This window comes from Gordonia hankookensis (assembly GCF_014673215.1).
Taxonomy (GTDB): Bacteria; Actinomycetota; Actinomycetes; order Mycobacteriales; family Mycobacteriaceae; genus Gordonia; species Gordonia hankookensis.
The window spans coordinates 209,364-227,651 of the sequence record NZ_JACWMS010000001.1 but is presented as its reverse complement, the minus strand read 5'-3'; the positions used below and the strand labels follow the sequence as shown (position 1 = coordinate 227,651).

At 67.1% G+C, this 18,288-nt stretch carries 17 protein-coding genes; 8 read left to right on the top strand and 9 right to left on the bottom strand.

Annotation, left to right across the window (positions count from 1 at the left end; genetic code table 11):
* Positions 1–10 precede the first annotated feature (10 nt).
* Together cobT and IDF66_RS01020 are read right to left on the bottom strand one after the other, a co-directional pair.
* Positions 11–1,792 (bottom strand): nicotinate-nucleotide--dimethylbenzimidazole phosphoribosyltransferase, encoded by a 1,782-nt coding sequence (gene cobT, locus IDF66_RS01025; RefSeq protein WP_190265446.1) that lies wholly within the window; start codon positions 1,790–1,792, stop codon positions 11–13.
* 5 nt (positions 1,793–1,797) lie between these two features.
* On the bottom strand, positions 1,798–2,490 hold the full coding sequence (locus IDF66_RS01020) for a DUF3043 domain-containing protein (RefSeq protein WP_190265445.1): 693 nt from the start codon (positions 2,488–2,490) through the stop codon (positions 1,798–1,800).
* 106 nt (positions 2,491–2,596) lie between these two features.
* Between IDF66_RS01020 and IDF66_RS01015 the strand changes: the two genes are divergently transcribed.
* The 4 genes from IDF66_RS01015 to IDF66_RS01000 all read left to right on the top strand — a co-directional run bounded on the left by IDF66_RS01015 (position 2,597) and on the right by IDF66_RS01000 (position 6,249).
* Positions 2,597–3,688, top strand: a complete 1,092-nt coding sequence (locus tag IDF66_RS01015) for a glycerate kinase family protein (protein WP_190265444.1) — start codon at positions 2,597–2,599, stop codon at positions 3,686–3,688.
* A gap of 6 nt (positions 3,689–3,694) precedes the next feature.
* Entirely contained in the window at positions 3,695–4,645 is a 951-nt protein-coding gene (gene rarD, locus IDF66_RS01010; protein WP_317628541.1) for an EamA family transporter RarD, read from the top strand.
* A 150-nt stretch (positions 4,646–4,795) separates the two neighbouring features.
* Positions 4,796–5,158 (top strand): HesB/IscA family protein, encoded by a 363-nt coding sequence (locus tag IDF66_RS01005; protein WP_164309245.1) that lies wholly within the window; start codon positions 4,796–4,798, stop codon positions 5,156–5,158.
* Positions 5,159–5,277: 119 nt separating this feature from the next.
* The gene (locus tag IDF66_RS01000; RefSeq protein WP_190265443.1) at positions 5,278–6,249 is read left to right on the top strand and encodes a carbohydrate kinase family protein; all 972 of its coding nucleotides are present in this window, start codon (positions 5,278–5,280) and stop codon (positions 6,247–6,249) included.
* Between the two features lie 96 nt (positions 6,250–6,345).
* Here IDF66_RS01000 and asnB read toward each other — a convergent pair whose 3' ends face one another.
* Positions 6,346–8,271: an asparagine synthase (glutamine-hydrolyzing) gene (gene asnB, locus IDF66_RS00995; protein ID WP_190265442.1), complete on the bottom strand. Its 1,926-nt coding sequence runs from the start codon at positions 8,269–8,271 to the stop codon at positions 6,346–6,348.
* A gap of 280 nt (positions 8,272–8,551) precedes the next feature.
* On the opposite strand from asnB, the gene ctaC reads away from it, so the two are divergent.
* Entirely contained in the window at positions 8,552–9,685 is a 1,134-nt protein-coding gene (gene ctaC / locus IDF66_RS00990) for an aa3-type cytochrome oxidase subunit II (RefSeq protein ID WP_321189498.1), read from the top strand.
* Positions 9,682–10,098, top strand: coding sequence for a cytochrome c oxidase subunit 4 (locus IDF66_RS00985; protein WP_164309247.1), 417 nt, complete (start codon positions 9,682–9,684; stop codon positions 10,096–10,098). The genes ctaC and IDF66_RS00985 overlap by 4 nt, the downstream gene beginning before the upstream one ends.
* A 101-nt stretch (positions 10,099–10,199) precedes the next feature.
* Here the strand turns inward: IDF66_RS00985 and IDF66_RS00980 are convergent, their stop codons facing one another.
* The 5 genes from IDF66_RS00980 to ctaE form a co-directional block, all read right to left on the bottom strand.
* A complete protein-coding gene (locus IDF66_RS00980) occupies positions 10,200–11,720 on the bottom strand; it encodes a bifunctional phosphatase PAP2/diacylglycerol kinase family protein (RefSeq protein ID WP_190265441.1) in 1,521 nt (506 codons plus the stop codon).
* A gap of 106 nt (positions 11,721–11,826) precedes the next feature.
* Positions 11,827–13,446, bottom strand: coding sequence for a cytochrome bc1 complex cytochrome b subunit (gene qcrB, locus IDF66_RS00975; protein WP_164309249.1), 1,620 nt, complete (start codon positions 13,444–13,446; stop codon positions 11,827–11,829).
* Positions 13,443–14,603, bottom strand: a complete 1,161-nt coding sequence (qcrA, locus tag IDF66_RS00970) for a cytochrome bc1 complex Rieske iron-sulfur subunit (protein ID WP_190265440.1) — start codon at positions 14,601–14,603, stop codon at positions 13,443–13,445. Before qcrA ends, qcrB begins: the two co-directional genes overlap by 4 nt.
* Positions 14,600–15,553, bottom strand: a complete 954-nt coding sequence (gene qcrC, locus IDF66_RS00965; RefSeq protein ID WP_190265439.1) for a cytochrome bc1 complex diheme cytochrome c subunit — start codon at positions 15,551–15,553, stop codon at positions 14,600–14,602. The genes qcrA and qcrC overlap by 4 nt, the downstream gene beginning before the upstream one ends.
* Before the next feature lie 60 nt (positions 15,554–15,613).
* Positions 15,614–16,225, bottom strand: coding sequence for an aa3-type cytochrome oxidase subunit III (gene ctaE, locus IDF66_RS00960; RefSeq protein ID WP_190265438.1), 612 nt, complete (start codon positions 16,223–16,225; stop codon positions 15,614–15,616).
* Between the two features lie 201 nt (positions 16,226–16,426).
* Between ctaE and IDF66_RS00955 the strand changes: the two genes are divergently transcribed.
* Both IDF66_RS00955 and trpD read left to right on the top strand, forming a co-directional pair.
* Positions 16,427–16,873: a hypothetical protein gene (locus IDF66_RS00955; protein WP_317628540.1), complete on the top strand. Its 447-nt coding sequence runs from the start codon at positions 16,427–16,429 to the stop codon at positions 16,871–16,873.
* Between the two features lie 25 nt (positions 16,874–16,898).
* Positions 16,899–17,987, top strand: a complete 1,089-nt coding sequence (trpD, locus tag IDF66_RS00950) for an anthranilate phosphoribosyltransferase (protein ID WP_190265437.1) — start codon at positions 16,899–16,901, stop codon at positions 17,985–17,987.
* Position 17,988: 1 nt separating this feature from the next.
* Here trpD and IDF66_RS00945 read toward each other — a convergent pair whose 3' ends face one another.
* Complete coding sequence (locus IDF66_RS00945) at positions 17,989–18,267, bottom strand: Lrp/AsnC family transcriptional regulator (RefSeq protein ID WP_164309253.1); 279 nt, start codon at positions 18,265–18,267, stop codon at positions 17,989–17,991.
* Between the last annotated feature and the right edge of the window lie 21 nt (positions 18,268–18,288).

Here is an 18,288-nt window from a genome sequence, read left to right as displayed (position 1 = left end):
CGCTCGGCGGTCAGGATCGGTCGGCGGCCAGGGCAGCGGCCGGTTCGTCCTTGTCGCTGACGCCTGCCTCGGCGAAGGTCGCCATCGACCTCAGGATGTCGACCGACGATGCGACGATCGGCAGCGCGGTGAGAGCCCCGCTGCCCTCGCCGAGGCGCATCGACAGGTCCAGTATCGGCTCGAGATCCAGGTGTTCGAGAGCCACGCTGTGCGCGGGTTCGACGGAGCGATGGCCTGCGACCCACCAGCGCGCCGCACCCGGGGCGAGCTCGTTGGCGACCATCGCCGCGGCGGTGACGACCATGCCGTCGAGGATCACCGGGGTGCGGCGCACCGCCGCTTGTGCGAGAAACCCGGCGAGCGCGGTGAGGTCGGCACCCGCGACGGCGGCGAGCAACGAGAGCGGATCGTGCACGTGACGTCGCGCCCGGCGCATGCCGTCACGGATGGCCGCCGTCTTGCGAATCCACCCGGCGTCGTCGATACCTGTTCCGCGCCCGACGATCTCGACCGGCTCGCGCCGGGTCAAGGTGCCGATCAGCACGGTCGCCGGAGTGGTGTTGCCGATGCCCATCTCACCGCCGATGAGAAGATCGGCTCCCGCGTCGACGAGATCGTCGGCGATCGCCCGGCCGGCCGCGAGTGCCGCCCGCGCCTCGGCGATCGTGAGGGCATCGGTGATGCGCAGGTCTCCGCTGCTGCGTCGCACCTTGTAGCGGGAGACCTCTGGCGCGGTATCGGCATCGACGGACATGTCGACGACCTGTACCGTCGCGCCGGCCCGCCGGGCGAGGACGTTGACCGCGGCACCGCCGGACGCGATGTTGGCCACCATCTGGGCGGTCACCTCGGGCGGGAACGCCGACACCCCGGATTGGGCGACGCCGTGGTCGCCGGCGAACACCACCACCCGCGGTTCGGTCAGTTGGCGTGGGGGACAGGCGCCCTGGCATGAGGCCAGCCAGACCCCGAGGTCCTCGAGGCGCCCGAGCGAACCCGGCGGTTTGGTGAGATCGAGGTGTCGTGCGCGCGCGGCCGCGGCCGTGGTGATATCCGGCGGTTCGACGGGCGGGAAGTTCTCGGCGTCGGTCGGGTCCACCGGTTCACCCGTCGTCGGCGCCGGGGAGGCCGCCGCGGCCGGCTTCTCTGGTGCCGTCGGCGCAGTGTCGGTTGCTGTCGACGGGAGGACGGTTGCCGTCGGCGCAGGGGCGGTTGCGGTCGGCGTGGAAGTGGTTGCTGTCGGGGTGGGCGTCGGCGGTGCTGCCGGGAGGTCGAGCACACGGCCGGCGACTGTCAGGACGACGCGGTCGCAGACCGCCGCGACGGCTTCGTTGAGGGCGCCCAACTCATCCTGGAATCGGCGGCCTGCCGGAGTCGGGGGAACAACGGACAGCCCGACCTCCGGGCTGATGATGACCAGTTCGGCAGTGAAATCCTCGATGGCCGAGCAGATCTCGCTGCGGACGGAGGTGAGATCGACCGGCGCGTCACCCCATCCGCCGACCGCGTCGAGGTGCGCGGCCAGCCAGTTCCCGAGGTCGTCGAGCAACGTCGGGGTCTGGTCAGATCGCAGCGCCGCGGCGACGTCGATCGTCTCGACGGTGGTGTACCGGTCGTCGCGGCGAGCACGATGTGCCGTGAGGCGCGCGACCCAGTCGGCGTCCGACGAGGTGGTCGGACCGGTGGCCAGGTAACGCACCGACGGACAATCGAGCAGCAGAGATTCCCCATGGCCGGATTTGCCCGACCGCACTCCGCCGAGGATGAGTGTGCGGGTGCCCCGAGATCCCACCGGTATCAGACCTCGTCGCCCGGCGACACCTGCGGCTTGGGAGCGCGCATCATACGGAGCTGCATGGCCCGGGTGAACGCGTACCAGCCCAGACGGAACCCGGTCTGCGACGGATCGACGTCGGGGAAGCGTTCGCGTACACGCCGATTCACGAGGCGGCCGAGGATGAACGCGTCGATTGCCATGAAGACCACGAAGACCAGCAGCAGCATGTTGGCGAACACGGCGATCTGCGGCACGAACATCACCACGATCAGCACCACCGCGAAGGGCATGAACAGCCCCGCGAAGTTGCGGCGGGAGTCCACGATGTCTCGGGTGAACCGCTTGGCAGGTCCCTTGTCGCGGGGCATCAGATAGCGCTCGTCGCCTGCCATCATCTTCTCGCGCTGTTCGGTGCGCTGGGAGCGACGATCGTCGGAGAGCTTGCGCTTGTCCTCGCGCGACATGCTCGACTTCAGCTCTTTCTTACGCGCGCGGGCCTCGGACCGCGTGGTCGGCGGCGGCGCCACCGGGCCGCGGCGGCGACCCTCGGCCTCACGCCGGGACGGCGTCGCGCGGCCTTTGGCCGCCGTGTACGCGGTGCCCTTGGAGCCGTTGCTCGCGCCGGCCGACGACTCGTCATCCGCGGCGGTGGACACCTCGGTGTCGGCGCTCTGAGCGGTCGTGTCGTCATCTGACTTCCATGGCAACTTCACACCTTCGAGCCTAGGTGATTCCGCGCTGCCGAGGTTCTCCGACCTCCCTATACTTCGCCCATGGGACGAGCGCGCTGCCGGCAGACGACGGATCGGTGAGGTCGACATGCAGATCCTGATCGCGCCGGACTCTTTCGGGGACACCCTGTCCGCGGTGGCGGCGGCCGAGGCGATCGCCCGCGGATGGTCGGCGACGCGCCCGACGGACGTGGTCCGGAAGGCGCCGCAGTCCGACGGCGGCCCCGGTTTCGTCGACGTCCTGGCCTCACGGTTCGGGTCGATCCGGACTGCGGAGGTCCCCGGCCCGCTCGGGGCGTCCGTGAGCGCGACCTGGCTGTTCGACGACCGTGGACCCGACCCGTCGGCGTACATCGAATGCGCACAGGCCTGTGGCCTGCACCAACTCGGTGGCCGGCCCACCCCGCGTACGGCGCTGGAGGCCGACACCACAGGAGTCGGTTTGCTCGTCGCGGAGGCGCTCGCGGCGGGTGCCCGCCGGATTGTCGTCGGCCTCGGCGGATCGGCGACCAACGACGGCGGTCGGGGCCTGATCGATGCTCTGGGTGGCCCCGGCGAGGCCGCCGAAAGGCTCGACGGCATCGAACTGGTCGTCGCATCCGATGTGGAGAATCCCCTGCTCGGCGACCTCGGCGCAGTCGCGGTGTTCGGCCCGCAGAAGGGGGCCGATCCGACCACCGTCGCGCGATTGGAAGAACGGATGACGCGGTGGTCGCGGGTGCTGGCCGGGATGGCCGGACGTGATGTCTCCGACGATCCGGGCGCGGGCGCGGCCGGCGGACTCGGCGCGGCTCTCCTGGCATTGGGCGGTACCCGGGTCTCCGGGGCCACCGTGGTGTCCGAGGCCACCGGGCGGGACACAGATGTGGCGTCCTCGCAGCTGGTGATCACCGGCGAGGGCAGATTCGACACCCAGACGTTGCGGGGGAAGGTCGTCGCCGCGCTCACCGCATCGGCGGCCGCTGCCGGTGTCCCGACCCTCGTCTTCGCCGGCCAGGTGGCTCTGCCGCCCGAGGAGATCGCGGCGGCCGGGATAGCTGCCGCATACGCGATCGTCGATGTGGCGGGGTCGGTCGAGGTGGCGATGACCGACGCGGCCAATCAGTTGTCGCGATTGGCGGAGCAGGTGGCGGCGGACTGGGCCGGAGACGGCGAGTCGGCGGGAGTCCGCGGTGCGTGACGGTCGGTGATCGGGCAGGAGGGCGGACTTCGCCCTGTGGGGCTGTCCGGCGCGGCATTCGCCGTCGGCGCCTACGCACTGTGGGGGTTCCTGCCGCTCTACTTCTTGCTGCTGGAGCCGACAGGCCCGTGGGAGGTGGTGGCCTGGCGGATTCTGCTATCCCTGGTGTTCTACGCGGTGCTGGTCCCGGTCATCGGCGGTTGGCCGCGGCTGCGGGCGGTCATGGCCGATCGGCGCCTGGTGGTCTGGACCGCGGTGGCGGGCCTGCTGATCTACCTCAACTGGCAGATCTTCTTGATCGCCACCCTCACCGGGCACGTGATCGAGATGAGTCTCGGATACTTCATCAACCCGATCGTCACGGTCTTGCTCGGGGTCATCGTGTTGCGCGAGCGGCTGCGGCCCATGCAATGGCTCGCCGTGGGGCTGGCCGTGTCGGCGACGCTGGTGATCGTCGTGGGTTACGGGTCGTTCCCGTGGCTGGCGCTCGGTGTGGCGTTCTCCTTCGGGCTGTACGGACTGGTCAAGAAGCACATCGGGCCGTCGGTGGACGTGACGAGTGGATTGACGCTGGAATCGCTGTGGCTGGCGCCGCTCGCGGTGGGCCAGTTGGTCGTCGTCGGCCTGACCACCGGTCTGACGATGGGTTCCGCGGGCCCCGGACATGCGGTACTGCTCGCCCTGGCAGGCGTGGTCACCGCTGCGCCGCTGATGCTGTTCGCCGCCGGGGCCCGGCGCGTCCGCCTGACCGTTCTCGGGATCGCGCAGTTCATCACGCCCACGATGCAGCTGATCATCGGTGTGTGGGTGCTCGACGAACCGATGCCGCCGGAACGCTGGATCGGGTTCGCGATCGTCTGGCTGGCGCTCGTCGTGTTCACGCTGGATTCGGTGATCGTCGCGCGAACGCGGCGCGGTGTGCGGCGGACCGAGATCGCCGCCGGCGTCACAGAGTGATCGCGTCAGGTGTCGGGTCTGCGCGCGGATCGGCAGGAATAGACGGGGACGGGGTACCGTTGTGGTGAGCACGTGGCCGAATCGGCGTGCCGCCGGTCTGTGGACACGGCCGCCCGAGGAGACCCCGACCCGAGACACACAGGAGCATCGATGACCGTTCAGAACGAATCCGGAACCGCCACCACCACGACCGGTGTCATTCTGTCCGACGCGGCTGCCACCAAAGCGAAGGCGCTGCTCGACCAGGAGGGCCGCGATGACCTGTCACTGCGGATCGCCGTTCAGCCCGGTGGTTGCGCGGGCCTGCGTTATCAGTTGTTCTTCGACGATCGCAGCCTCGACGGTGACCTCACCGACGATTTCGGCGGCGTCACGCTCGCAGTGGACCGTATGAGCGCACCTTACGTCGGCGGCGCGACCATCGACTTCGTCGACACGATCGAGAAGCAGGGTTTCACCATCGACAACCCGAACGCCACCGGCAGCTGTGCCTGCGGCGACTCGTTCAACTGAGTCCAGACTCCTTTCGATCCTGACCGCATCCCCCGACCCGGGGGTGCGGTCAGTGTCGTCTGGGCGACGTGAGTAGCGTGGTCTGCTGTCCGACTCCCGAAACCGAAGGGCATCTGCACGTGGCAATCGTTGTCTGTGGCTCCATCGCAACCGACCATCTGATGACCTTCCCCGGGAAGTTCTCCGAGCAGCTGCTGGGAGACCACCTCGAGCACATCTCGCTGAGTTTCCTCGTCGAGGATCTGGTCGTCCGGCGCGGCGGCGTCGGCGGCAACATCTGTTATGCGATGGGTGAGCTGGGTGGCAGTCCGGCGCTGGTCGGCGCTGTCGGCGCCGACTTCGACGACTATCGCCGCTGGCTCGAATCGCACGGGGTCGACTGTCGTGCCGTCCGGGTCTCGGACACCAAGCACACCGCGCGGTTCATGTGCACCACTGATCAGACGATGGCACAGTTGGCGACCTTCTACGCGGGCGCCATGAGTGAGGCACGCGAGATCGCCCTGTCGGACGTGGTGGAGCAGGTCGGTACCCCGGAGCTGGTCCTGGTCGGGGCGGACGATCCGGATGCGATGGTGCGGCACACCGATGAATGCCGGTCGCTGGGCATCCCGTTCGCGGCCGATCCGTCGCAGCAACTCGCACGGCTCGACGGCGAGCAGGCCCGCGCTCTCATCGACGGTGCCGCGTACTTGTTCACCAACGAATACGAATGGGGCCTGCTGCGTCAGAAGACCGGCCTCTCGGAAGCCCAGGTCGCCGACATGGTGGGGGTGCGGGTCACCACGCTCGGCAAGGACGGCGTCGAGATCGTCGGCAAGGACGGCGCACGGACCCACGTCGGCGTGGTACCCGAGACCGAGAAGATCGACCCGACCGGCGTCGGTGACGGCTTCCGGGCAGGCTTCCTGACCGCACTCGGGAAGGGACTCGACTTCGAGCGCGCCGCACAGGTCGGGTCGATGGTCGCCGTACTGGTCCTCGAGACCGTCTCCACCCAGGACTGGACGTGGGATCGCGACCTCGCCCTCAAACGACTTGCCGACGCCTACGGCGATGTGGCAGCCACGCAGATCGCGGCGCACCTCTAGATCCACGACGCCCGCCCGGCGTCACGCGCCGAGCGGGCTCTCACGCCGAGCGCCTTGCGGCTGCCGTGTGGCGTTCGGAGACAGGTCGGCGGGAGGCTACAGCCGGACGGGGTAGTGGTGGTCGGTGATGGCGGGCGCTATCGACTTCTCGACGAAGATCCCGTGCCACACCATGAACATCAGCAGCGTCCACAGGCGTCGGCTGTTGTCGACGACGCCGTCGCGGTGTTCGTTGAGCATCGCGACGACCGCTTCCTTGTTCAGGATGTGATCGGTCTGTGAGTGCTCGATCGTCTCGTGCGCCCAGTCGTACATCTCGGTGCCGGCCAGCCAATGTCGGATCGGCACCGGGAAGCCGAGCTTCTTGCGGTGCAGGACGTGGGCCGGGACGATCTGTTCGAGGGCCTGACGCAGCGCATACTTGGTGGTGCCATGCGAGATCTTCTCGTCGAATGGCAGTGTCTCCGCGATCCGGAAGACCTCGGGGTCGAGGAACGGGACGCGTAGTTCCAGTGAGTTGGCCATCGTCATCTTGTCGGCCTTGACCAGGATGTCGCCGCGCAGCCAGGTGAACAGATCGATGTGCTGCATCCTCGCGACGGGGTCCAACCCCTCGGACATCGCATAGATCGGCGCAGTGACGTCGGTGTGCGTCCACTCTGGCCGGTAATCGCGCAGCACGGCACGCAACCGCGCATCGTCGAAGCTCCGCGCATTGCCGTAGTAGCGCTCCTCGAGCGTCAACGATCCCCGATGCAGCAGGCTCTTGCCGCGCGTGCCCTCGGGGATGCGGTCAGAGACCCGTCCTGCGATGCGGCGCAACGCCGCAGGCAAACGGTCGAAGGCGCCCAGTGACAGCGGTTCCTTGTAGATGGTGTATCCGCCGAACAGTTCGTCGGCGCCCTCGCCGGAGAGCACCACCTTCACGTGCTTGCGGGCCTCGGCCGCCACGAAGTAGAGCGGGACCAGCGCCGGATCAGCCACCGGATCGTCCAGGTACCAGACGATCTCGGGGATCGCGTCGATGAACTCGCGCGGGCTCACCACCTTGACGATGTGGCGCGCGCCGATCGCCTCGGCAGACTCGACGGCGACGTCGACCTCGGAATATCCCTGCCGCTCGAAGCCGGTGGTGAAGGTGATGAGATCGGGATTGTGCCGGATGGCCAGCGCAGCGATCGCCGTCGAGTCGATGCCGCCGGACAAGAACGATCCGACCGTGACGTCGGCACGCATGTGCTTGGCCACCGAGTCCGACAACACGTCGGCGATCTCGTCGTAGCGTTTCTGGCGGGTCGCGTCGGTGACCGGGCGCACTCCGAACCGGGGTGTGAAATAGCGCTGCACCTGCGGCGCCTGTCCCGCACGCAGTGTCGCGTGGCAGCCGGACTCCAACCGGCGGACGGCCGCGTGCAGGGTCTCCGGCTCGGGCACGTACTGCAGCACCGTGTAGTGCTCGATGGCGCGCGGGTCGAGTTCGTCTCCGAGGCCGAGCCGGCCGATCAGTTCGAGCAGGCTCTTCTTCTCACTGCCGAAGGCGGTCCCGCCCGGTCCGGTCGCGATGAACATCGGCTTGATGCCGAAGGGGTCGCGGGCCAGGAACAACGACTTCTCGACGGTGTCCCAGATGGCGAAGGCGAACATGCCGCGCAATCGGCGCACCGAGTCGGGCCCCCAGTGGTGGAATGCCGCGACGATGGCCTCGCCGTCGCCCTCGGTGGCGAATCGGGCGTCGGAGTCCCGTCGCAACTCCTCGCGGATCTCCAGATAGTTGTAGATCTCACCGTTGAACACCATCGCGTACCGATCCGGCTGTTCCGGGGGACCCCACCGCAGCGGCTGGTGCGAGTGCTCGATGTCGATGATCGACAGTCGGTTGAATCCCAGCACCAGATCGTCGTCGTGCCAGGTGCCCGGTTCGTCGGGGCCGCGATGGCGCATGCAGTGGGATGCGGTGGACACCAGGTCGACGGCGTCGGCCGCCGATCCGTCCGAGGTCAACAGACCGAGCAAACCACACACCAGAAAGGCCTCACTTATCGACGACTACACGTGCTCCCGACGCGTCGAGTATGCCTGAGAACCGGTGATGACAACGCGCGCGGGCGGTCTCGACGCACGAAGGTAAACCCCAATCACGAAAGGTTCGCCGTGTTGGTCTACGCTGCGTAGTACTAGGTGCGAGAATCGCTGTAGTGCCGGGTGTGAGCACTCCCGGTGCAGGCGAGGGCAGCCCTGTGCGGGTCATGTGGCATGGCAACTCGGGCGGCACGAAGTGCCGGAACCGAGCGAGCGGGAAGGCGTGAAATTGGCACACGGTGGACGGCCGCGGGCGAAACAAGCCCGATCCGCATCGCGAACGATCAAGCAGATCGGGGCAGTCGTCGCACTCGGTATCGGTGCGCTGCTCATGTCGGGCTGTGATGCCCGAACCGCGATGCGATTCGGTTGGCCGGCGGGTATCACCCCCGAGGCCAAGAAGATGGGCGATCTGTGGACCTGGTCGGTCATCGCCGCGCTCGTCATGGGCATCATCGTCTGGGGTCTGATCTTCTGGACCATCACCTTCCACCGGCACAAGGCCGGCAAGGACGAGTTCCCCCGTCAGACGGCCTACAACGTGCCGCTCGAGCTCGGCTACACGGCCGTTCCGTTCGTCATCATCGCGGTGCTCTTCTACTTCACCGTCGTCGTCCAGAACGATGTCGAGAAGAAGACCTCCGATCCGAAGGTCATCGTCGACGTCACGGCATTCCAGTGGAACTGGAAGTTCGGCTATCGCGACGTCACCTTCACCGACGGCAACACGTACAACGGTTTCGAACGCGCGGCGAGCCCCTTCGAACTGCAGAGCCGCAACGTGCGGACCGAGCACGGTGAAGAGCATCCGATCCTGGGACCGGCAGGCGGCCGCGACGACGACATCCGCGATTACCTGAAGTTCAACAAGATCGAGACCGTCGGTTCGTCGACGGAGATCCCGATCCTGGTCCTGCCGACCGGCAAGCGCATCGAGTTCGAGATCGCATCGGCCGACGTCATCCACTCGTTCTGGGTGCCGGAGTTCCTCTTCAAGCGGGACGTCATGCCGTTCCCCAAGCAGAACCACAGTGACAGCGTCTTCCAGATCCAGAGCATCGATCGCTCCGGTGCCTTCGTGGGTCGGTGCGCCGAGATGTGCGGTACCTATCACTCGATGATGAACTTCGAGGTCCGCGCGGTCAGTCCGCAGAAGTTCGACTCCTACATCCGCTATCGCGAGCAGAATCCGACCGCGACCAACGCTCAGGCCCTCGAGTCGATCTGCGAGGTACCCAAGTCGGTCACGACCGTTCCGTTCAACACGCGTCGCGCGACCAACGGGGACACCCCGAAGGAACTCGGTGACGCCTCCAACACGTCCCTGCAGGGCTGCACAGTGGGAGCCAACGGATGAAAATCGAAGCCAGGATCTTCGAACTGCTGACCGGATTCTTCTTCATCGCCGGCATCGCTTACACGATCTGCACGGCTTTCTCCAGCAAGGGCGTGGAGTGGGCCGGTGTGACCGCGTTGTTCTTCACCGGTGGTCTGACGCTGATCGCAGGAACGTATTTCAGGTTCGTCGCCCGCCGCGTCGAGATCCGTCCCGAGGACTATGAGGATGCCGAGATCGAGGACGGCGCAGGAGAACTCGGCTTCTTCAGCCCGCACTCCTGGTGGCCGATCCTGCTGGCATCCGGCGCTGCGATGTTCGCCATCGGATTCGCGACGGGCAACTTCTGGTTCGCCATCTTCGCCGCCGTCGTGATCATCGGCACCGCTGCAGGTCTCGTGTTCGAGTACCACGTCGGTCCCGAGAAGCACTGACACCACTGCTCAAGAGCAATCGGCCACATCCTCCGGCGGGGGATGTGGCCGATTGCCGTGGGGGCCCGGGTGCAGTTCTGCCGCCCGATTCCCTGGGTGAGTCAGTCGCGTCGGCGCGGAGCGTAGACGGGCAGGGCCCGGTACGCGACCCGGAAGGTGGCGTCCTGGTACGACTCACCGACCTCGCCGTCGTGAGCGACGACGACCGGGCCGTCGACCGCGGAGAACGAGAACTCGGGTACCTGCATCTCGTGGAAGAGCGGGGAGCGCTCGAGACGGCCGGCCACCAGCGACCCGAGAAGTCGGATGCCCGCGAATCGATGCCCGACCTCGAGGATGCGGACGTCGAGCAGACCGTCGTCGAGTCGTACCCGCCGCGATGGTGCGAAGCCGGACGGCTGATACAGCGAGTTGCCCAGTAAGAACAGTGACGTCTCGATCACCGTGCCGTCGACGCGGATGCGCACCGGACGTGTCCGCCGCACCGTCGCCGCGAGGGCGACCGCCGTCGCGAACGGGCGACTCCACCGGTGTTGCAGTCGGCTGCGGGTGCGCACGAAATGCGGATACGCCCCGATGCTCGCGGTGTTCAGGATGACGTGGTCGTCGTTGAGCAGCGCCACATCGACCCGCATGACGTCGCCGGCCGCGAGCGAAGCGACGGTGTCCGCGACCGTCGTGACGCCGAGGTCCTTGGCGAAATGGTTGTAGGTGCCACCCGGGAACACAGCGAGGGGCAATCCGGAGTCCAGGCCGACCCGTGCCGCGGCCGCCACGGTGCCGTCACCCCCGCCGACGGCGAGGACCTCCGCGCGACCGGCGGCCTCGCGAAGCAGGGACTCGACGTCGTCGTCGGGGCCGAGCTCGATGATCTCCGCATCGGGGAGCTCGGTGCGCAGCGTGTCGATGACCCCCCTGCCGTCACCCGACCCCGACGACGGGTTCACCACCGCCACCACACCGCCGCCGCGCGGCCGAGGGGGAGCGAGGTCACGACTGGCCGGCGGTACGGCGACGCTGTGCTCGGCGATGGGTGGGACGAGGCGGGCGCCGATGACTGCGATGGACGCGCCGATCCCGAATCCGGCCAGGACATCGCCGGGGTAGTGGGCACCCGTGGCCACCCGTGACAGTCCGACCAGTCCGGCGAGGCCGCCGAGCACGAGGCCCGTCGGACCGTTCTCGATGCCTGTCCCGAGCGCGAACGCTGCCGCACTCGCGGAGTGACCGGAGGGCAGCGAGTTCGATGTGGGTAGCCGACGCCCGCGCCGCTCGATGGGGACAGTGGTCGGTGTCGGTCGTGGCCGGTTGCGGATCCGCTTGGCGACCTGATTGGTGACCAGGCTGGTGACCGCGAGGGTGGCGACACCGCGGGCGGCCGCACGCTGAGCGGTCGGGCGGCCGCTCAGCGCCAATCCGCCTGCGATGGCGAACCACAGTGTGGAGTGGTCCGCCGCCCGCGACAGTGGGCGCATCGTGGCGTCCAGGGCAGGGGAGTCCGATCGTGCGACGGTCTCGAAGATCTCTGCGTCGAGGGTTCCGAGGCCTCGGGTGATCTGTCGTAAACCCGAAGAGTCCCAGCGGAATCGGGATGGCTGTCGTGATCGTCGAGGTGATCTCATCATCTCGATCCTAGTCATGTCGGGGCGAGCGTCCCTGCACAGACGAATCGGCCGCCGTCGCAATCGCGACGGCGGCCGATTCGTGGTCCGGTGAGGCCTGAGCCGATCAGTCCAGAGCGTCGCCGCCCTTGGCCTGAAGCTCGCGCAGAGCCTGCTTCTCGGCCTTCTCCGTTTCGTGCTCGCGCTCCACGTTGCGCGCCTGCTGCTCCGGCGGATCCTCGAGGAGGATCGATCCGGTGCCGGGTGCGCCCGCGGAACCCAGTTTGTTCATCCGCTTCGGGAGCGCCGCGCCCTCGTAGGGGAGCGGGATCGGATGGCCGTGGTCGTCGACCGGGCCGAGCGGCTGATGCAACTCGATGTACTCACCCTGCGGCAGGCGCTTGATGATGCCGGTCTCGATACCGTGGGCCAGCACCTCGCGGTCGCTGCGCTGCAGTGCGAGTGCCCAGCGATAGGCGATGAAGTACGCGATCGGCGGTACGACGATCAGCCCGATACGTCCCATCCACGTCGTCGCGTTGAGCGAGATGTGGAACTTGAGCGCGATGATGTCGTTCATACAGGACAGCGTCAGGATGATGTAGAACGACAGCGCCATGGCACCGATCGCGGTGCGCACCGGGACGTCACGCGGACGCTGCAGCAGGTTGTGATGCGCGTCGTCACCGGTCAGCCGTTTCTCGATCCAGGGGTACGAGAACATCAGCCCGAACATGATCGTGATGATCACGACCACCCAGAAGATCGCCGGCACCGTGTAGTTGCCCAGGTACAACTCCCAGGCGGGCATGAGTCTCGCCAGGCCGTCTGTCCACATCATGTAGATATCGGGCTGAGAGCCGGCCGAGACGTGTGCCGGGTTGTACGGGCCGAGCACCCAGACCGGGTTGATCTGGAAGATGCCTGCCATCATCGCCAGCACGCCGGTGGTGATGGCGAAGAAGGCGCCCGACTTGACCGCGAACACGGGCAGGATGCGAACGCCGACGACGTTCTTCTCGGTGCGACCCGGGCCGGGGAACTGGGTGTGCTTCTGATACCAGACCAGTGCCAGGTGGGCACCGATCAAGGCCAGGATGATTCCCGGGAAGAGCAGCACATGCATCACATAAAGACGCGGGATGATGATGTCGCCCGGGAACTGCCCGCCGAAGAGCGCCCAGTGAATCCAGGTGCCGACCAACGGGATGCCGAGGACGATGCCGCTCATCGCGGCGCGGACGCCGGTACCCGAGAGCAGGTCGTCGGGGAGCGAGTATCCGAAGAAACCCTCGAACATCGCCAGGATCAGCAGCAGGCAGCCGATGATCCAGTTGGCCTCACGCGGTCGGCGGAATGCGCCGGTGAAGAAGATGCGGGCCATGTGCACGATGATCGACGCGGCGAACAGCAGTGCCGCCCAGTGGTGGATCTGCCGCACGAACAGGCCGCCGCGTACCTCGAACGAGATGTTCAGGGTGGTCTCGTACGCCCGGGTCATCATCACGCCGTTGAGCGGCTGATAGGCGCCGTCGTAGACGACCTCCTGCATCGACGGGTCGAAGAACAGGGTGAGGTAGACACCGGAGATCAGCAGGATGATGAAGCTGTAGAGCGCGATCTCACCCAGCAGGAACGACCAGTGGGTGGGAAACACCTTGTTGATCTGACGGCGGATACCCGGCGACAGGTGGTAGCGCGAGTCGACCTCTTCGGCCTGCGTCGCGAGACGGTCGGCGATGGTCATGATCTACGCTCCCAGAATGCCGGTCCGACGGGTTCGATGTAGTCGCCTGCGGCGACCATGTATCCCTGATTGTTCACCGTGATCGGCAGCTGCGCCAGGGCGCGCGCGGCCGGACCGAAGACCGGCTTCGCGTACTCGAGGGCGTCGAACTGCGACTGGTGGCAGGGGCAGAGGATGCGGTTGGTCCGCTGCTCGAAGAGCGAGGTCGGGCAACCGAGGTGGCTGCAGACCTTGGTGTAGGCGAAGTAGTCGCCGTAGTTGAAGCTCTCCTGGCCCTTGCGCTTGATCGCACGGGCCGCGTCCTCGGGGCGCAGGCGGATCAGCATCACCGGATTGCTCACGTACCGCAGGCCCTCGACCAGCTTGTGGCGGGATTCCTCGGTCTCGCCGTAGCCATCGGAGACACGCCACGGGAACACGGTCTCCATGCCGCCGGAGTCGAGATCCTCGGGCCGAACCAGGGCCACCTGGTACGGGTTGCCGGTGTCGCGCCGCAGGAACACCGTCTCGTTCGGATCGTTCGCCGGGTTGTAGATCGGCGACCACCCGGTGTGCCACAGGGGAGCCTTGTCGCCCTGTGCCCACGGGTTCTTGATGATCCCGCCGAGACCGGCGACCAGCCCGGTGAAAGCGAAGGCGCCCAGGCCGAACAGGGCCGACCCGATGATCATCTTGCGGCGCGGGAGCGTCGAGGTGGTCAGCGAATCGTTGAACTCGGCGCCGATCGTCTTCTTGTCGACCTCGGAGGAGCCGCCGTCGTGGCGATCCTGGACCGAGATCTCGGCCGGGATGAACTTCTTGGTGAACAGCACCATGCCGACGCCGATCGACAACACCGACAGCCCGAAGGTCACGCCGAGCAGGGGGGTGTTGAGGGTGTAGCGCCAGTAGTCGACCGAATCGGGGAGTGCGAACTCCCAGTGATTCCAGATGAAGATGATGAAGCAGGCGAGAGCCGAGATGCCGGCCAGGGTGAACCAGGCGGCGACCTGGCGCTCGGCACGCTTCTCGACGCCGGTGCCCGGCTCGGGGAACCGCTCGGCGCGGTGGATGATCTCCACGCCGTCGAGATTGGTACCGAGTTTGACCAGTTCTTCTTTGCTCATCTGGTCGAGCTCGTCCTGCGACGGGACGTCGTTTCCGCCGGTTGCACTCATGTTCGTGATCCCATCCACATTGCGGCGGCAACGATCGCCACAACTCCGACAACCCACATCACCATGCCCTCGCTGACCGGGCCGAAGCCGCCGATCCCGAGGCCGCCCTGCGGCTTGGACTCGGTGACGTACTTGACGAAGCCGATGATGTCCTTCTTCTCTTCCACCGAGAGCTGGCGGTTGGAGAACTTGGGCATGTTCTGCGGTCCGGTGAGCATGGCCGTGTAGATCTGTTGTTCTTCGACCCCGTCGAGCGTCGGGGCGAACTTGCCCGACGACAGTGCGCCGCCGCGGCCGGTGAAGTTGTGGCACGACGCACAGTTCAGCCGGAAGAGCTCACTGCCGCGCCCGAGGTTCTTGCCGCGCAACGACTCCTGGGCGAGGACAGGCAGCCCGTCCTTCATCTTCACCGAGCCGTCGGGGTTGCGCTCGTAGATGACCTGCGGTCCGCCACCCTCCGACTGGATGTACGCGCCGAGCTGGTCGATCTGCGCCTTGGTGAACTTCGGTGGCTTGCGGATCGCCTGGGCCTCGCCGCGGGCGGCGGGCATGCGGCCGGTGGACACCTGGAAGTAGACGGCTGCGTCGCCGACGCCGAGCAGTGCCGGGCCGCGGTCCTGGACACCCTGCAGGTTTGCGCCGTGGCAGGTGATGCAGGACGTCTCGTAGAGCTTCTTGCCGTCGCTGATCAGTGCCGCATTCGACTCGTCGGCGACTGCTACCTGTGGCTTGGGGGTCAGTACCGATGCGAGAACCCCGGCGGTCACCAGACCGACGAGGAGCAGGAGGGCGCCGCTGGCCCGACGGCGCAGTTTGCGTCGTGACTTCGCCTTACGCGCCGAGGTGGCTGCGGACGCCGGGCGTCCGGCCGACGCGACGCCTGCCGTGTCGGTGCTGTGGCCGGCGTCCACGTCGTCGCTATCCGACGGTCGCGGTGGAGATGAACTCATCTGTGACTCTCTACTAAGCGGACGGACTGTTGCTGTTGCAGGGGCTGCCCGGGGGGGCTGCTACCTGATGAAGTAGATGGTGACGAAGAGGCCGATCCAGACGATGTCGACGAAGTGCCAGTAGTAGGACACCACGATGGCCGCGGTGGCCTGGGCAGGCGTGAACTTCGACAGTTTGGTGCGGATCAGCAGGAAGATGAAGGCGACGAGTCCGCCGATGACGTGCAGACCGTGGAATCCGGTCGCCATGTAGAAGACGGAGCCGTACGAGCTCGACGAGATCGTGGTGCCCTCGTGGACCAGGTGGTAGTACTCGTACCCCTGGCCGCAGACGAAGAAGGCGCCCATCAGGAACGTCAGGATGTACCACCGACGAAGCCCGAAGACGTCACCTCGTTCGGCGGCGAACACACCCATCTGGCAGGTCACCGACGACAGGATCAGGACGGTCGTCACCGGGATCGCGAGTGTGAGGTTCAACTCCGTGGGTTCGGGCGGCCAACCGATCGACGAGTTGGCGCGCGCGACGAAGTACATCGCAAAAAGTCCAGCGAAGAACATGAGCTCACTGGACAGCCACACGATCGTGCCGACGCTGACCATGTTGGGCCGGTTCAGCGAGTGCACGCGCGAGGTGATGGCTGTTCCTGAGGTACCTACAGCGCTAGTCACAAAAGGAAGTATGACGGTTCGTAGTAAGCCGTGACCACTTGGGTCACCAAATTGGCGGAACTATTTCTCCCGACCCTGGTGGGGACACCGTGAAGCCCCTCGTCGGCGTGTCCCAGGACGTGGTTTGCTGGGTGCGTGGACGGCGATCGGAACACCTCTCGGCCATCGGTTTCGGCCGGCTGGGATCTGAATGGACACCCGGTGGATGCGGGCCGCTGGGAACGGATACGACAGCGGTTGTCGGGGCGCGGTTCCGGTGGTGTGCCGCTGGGTGTCGACGACGCCGATCTGATCGTCGTGGCCGAGTCCGACGACGAGACCGCGGCGAGCTCGGCGGTGCTCGACGAGTCCGCGTGGCGGCCGGGCGAGGACGTGGTGTTGCGACACATTCTGCGGGTACCTGTGTCGAGAGTGGACGACGCCGTCGCGACGGCCGCGCTCGACGGATACGAACGGCTCGACGACGCTCTGGGGCGGGCCGACGGCGGTGGCATAGACGGCACCGTCGTCGTGGTGCTCGGGCGCCGGCAGACGCTCGACGCCATGCATCTTTCCCAGGAACGGTCGCGGATGGCCGGGCTCGGCGCCCGGCACGGCGGCTCCGTGCTCCGATGGCAGGTACTCCAACGACCGCAGGCGCGCCGATGAGCGGCCGCGCACTACCCTTTGCACCGTGAGCACAGAGCCTTCCCGCACCACGTCGACGTCCCTCACCTGGCCGCAGATCCTGGGCCGCGTCACCGACGGGATCGACCTGACCGTCGACGAGGCGGCCTGGGCGATGAACGAGATCATGAGCGACGCGGCGACCGGAGCCCAGATCGCCGCGTTCGGTGTGGGCGTGAAGATGAAAGGCGCGGCCCCGGACGAACTGCGCGGTCTGGCGGCCGCCATGCTCGATCACGCCACCCTCGTCGACATTCCGCGTCCCGCGGTCGACGTCGTCGGCACCGGGGGCGACCGCTCGCACACCGTCAACATCTCCACGATGACGTCGATCGTCATCGCCGCCGCCGGGATTCCGGTGGTGAAGCACGGGAACCGGGCGGCCTCGTCGAAGAGCGGCGGTGCCGACGTCCTCGAGGCGCTCGGCATCAACATCTCGCTCGGCGCCGCCGACGTCGCGCGCTGCGTCGACGAGCTCGGCATCGGGTTCTGCTTCGCCCCGGTCTTTCATCCAGCATTCCGGTTCACCGGCCCGCCGCGTAGCCAGATCGGCATCCCGACGGTGTTCAACGTGCTCGGTCCGCTCACCAACCCGGCGGGGCCGCGGAGCGGGCTGATCGGGTGTGCCTTTGTCGATCTGGCCCCGGTCCTCGCGCAGGCCTTCGCTGATCGGGGGAGTTCGGTGCTCGTCGTCCGCGGCGACGACGGGCTCGACGAACTGACCACCACGACGACCTCGACCGTGTGGCAGGTGGTCGACCGTGCGGTACATCGACTCACGCTCGATCCGGCCGACCTCGGCATCGGACGGGTGAAACTCTCGGCGCTGCAAGGCGGTGACGCGACCGCCAATGCGGCGATCGCCCGCGGGCTCTTCGCCGGGGAGCGCGGGCCGGTGCGCGATGCGGTGCTCCTCAACGCGGCGGGCGCGATCGTCGCCTTCGAGCAGGGGTCGGCGATGACCACGGCCGAACTGACCGATGCCATGGGTGCCGCCACCGAGCGGGCCGCCGCGGTGCTCGACAGCGGCGACGCGACCCGGTTGCTCGACCGCTGGGGTCAGCTGACCGGCGAGTTGGCCGCTGCCGCGGACTAGCTCACTCCTCGCCGATGGAGAAGCCGCCCTCGACGTCGGAACTGGAATAGCTGCGGAATGCGATGTGGGTCGCACTGTGGGTGACCCCCGGCAGCCTGTTGATCTTCCCGGTCACGACGTCGGCGATCTGCTCGTGGTCGCGCACCTTGATCTTCGCGATCAGATCGACGTCACCGGCGCATGAGTAGACCTCCGAGACGCCCGGGATGTCGGCCACGGCCTGCGCGGTCTCCGGGATCTGATGGACGTCGGCGTGAATCAGGACGATGGCGGTGATCATGGGTGCCACAGTAGTGCTCCT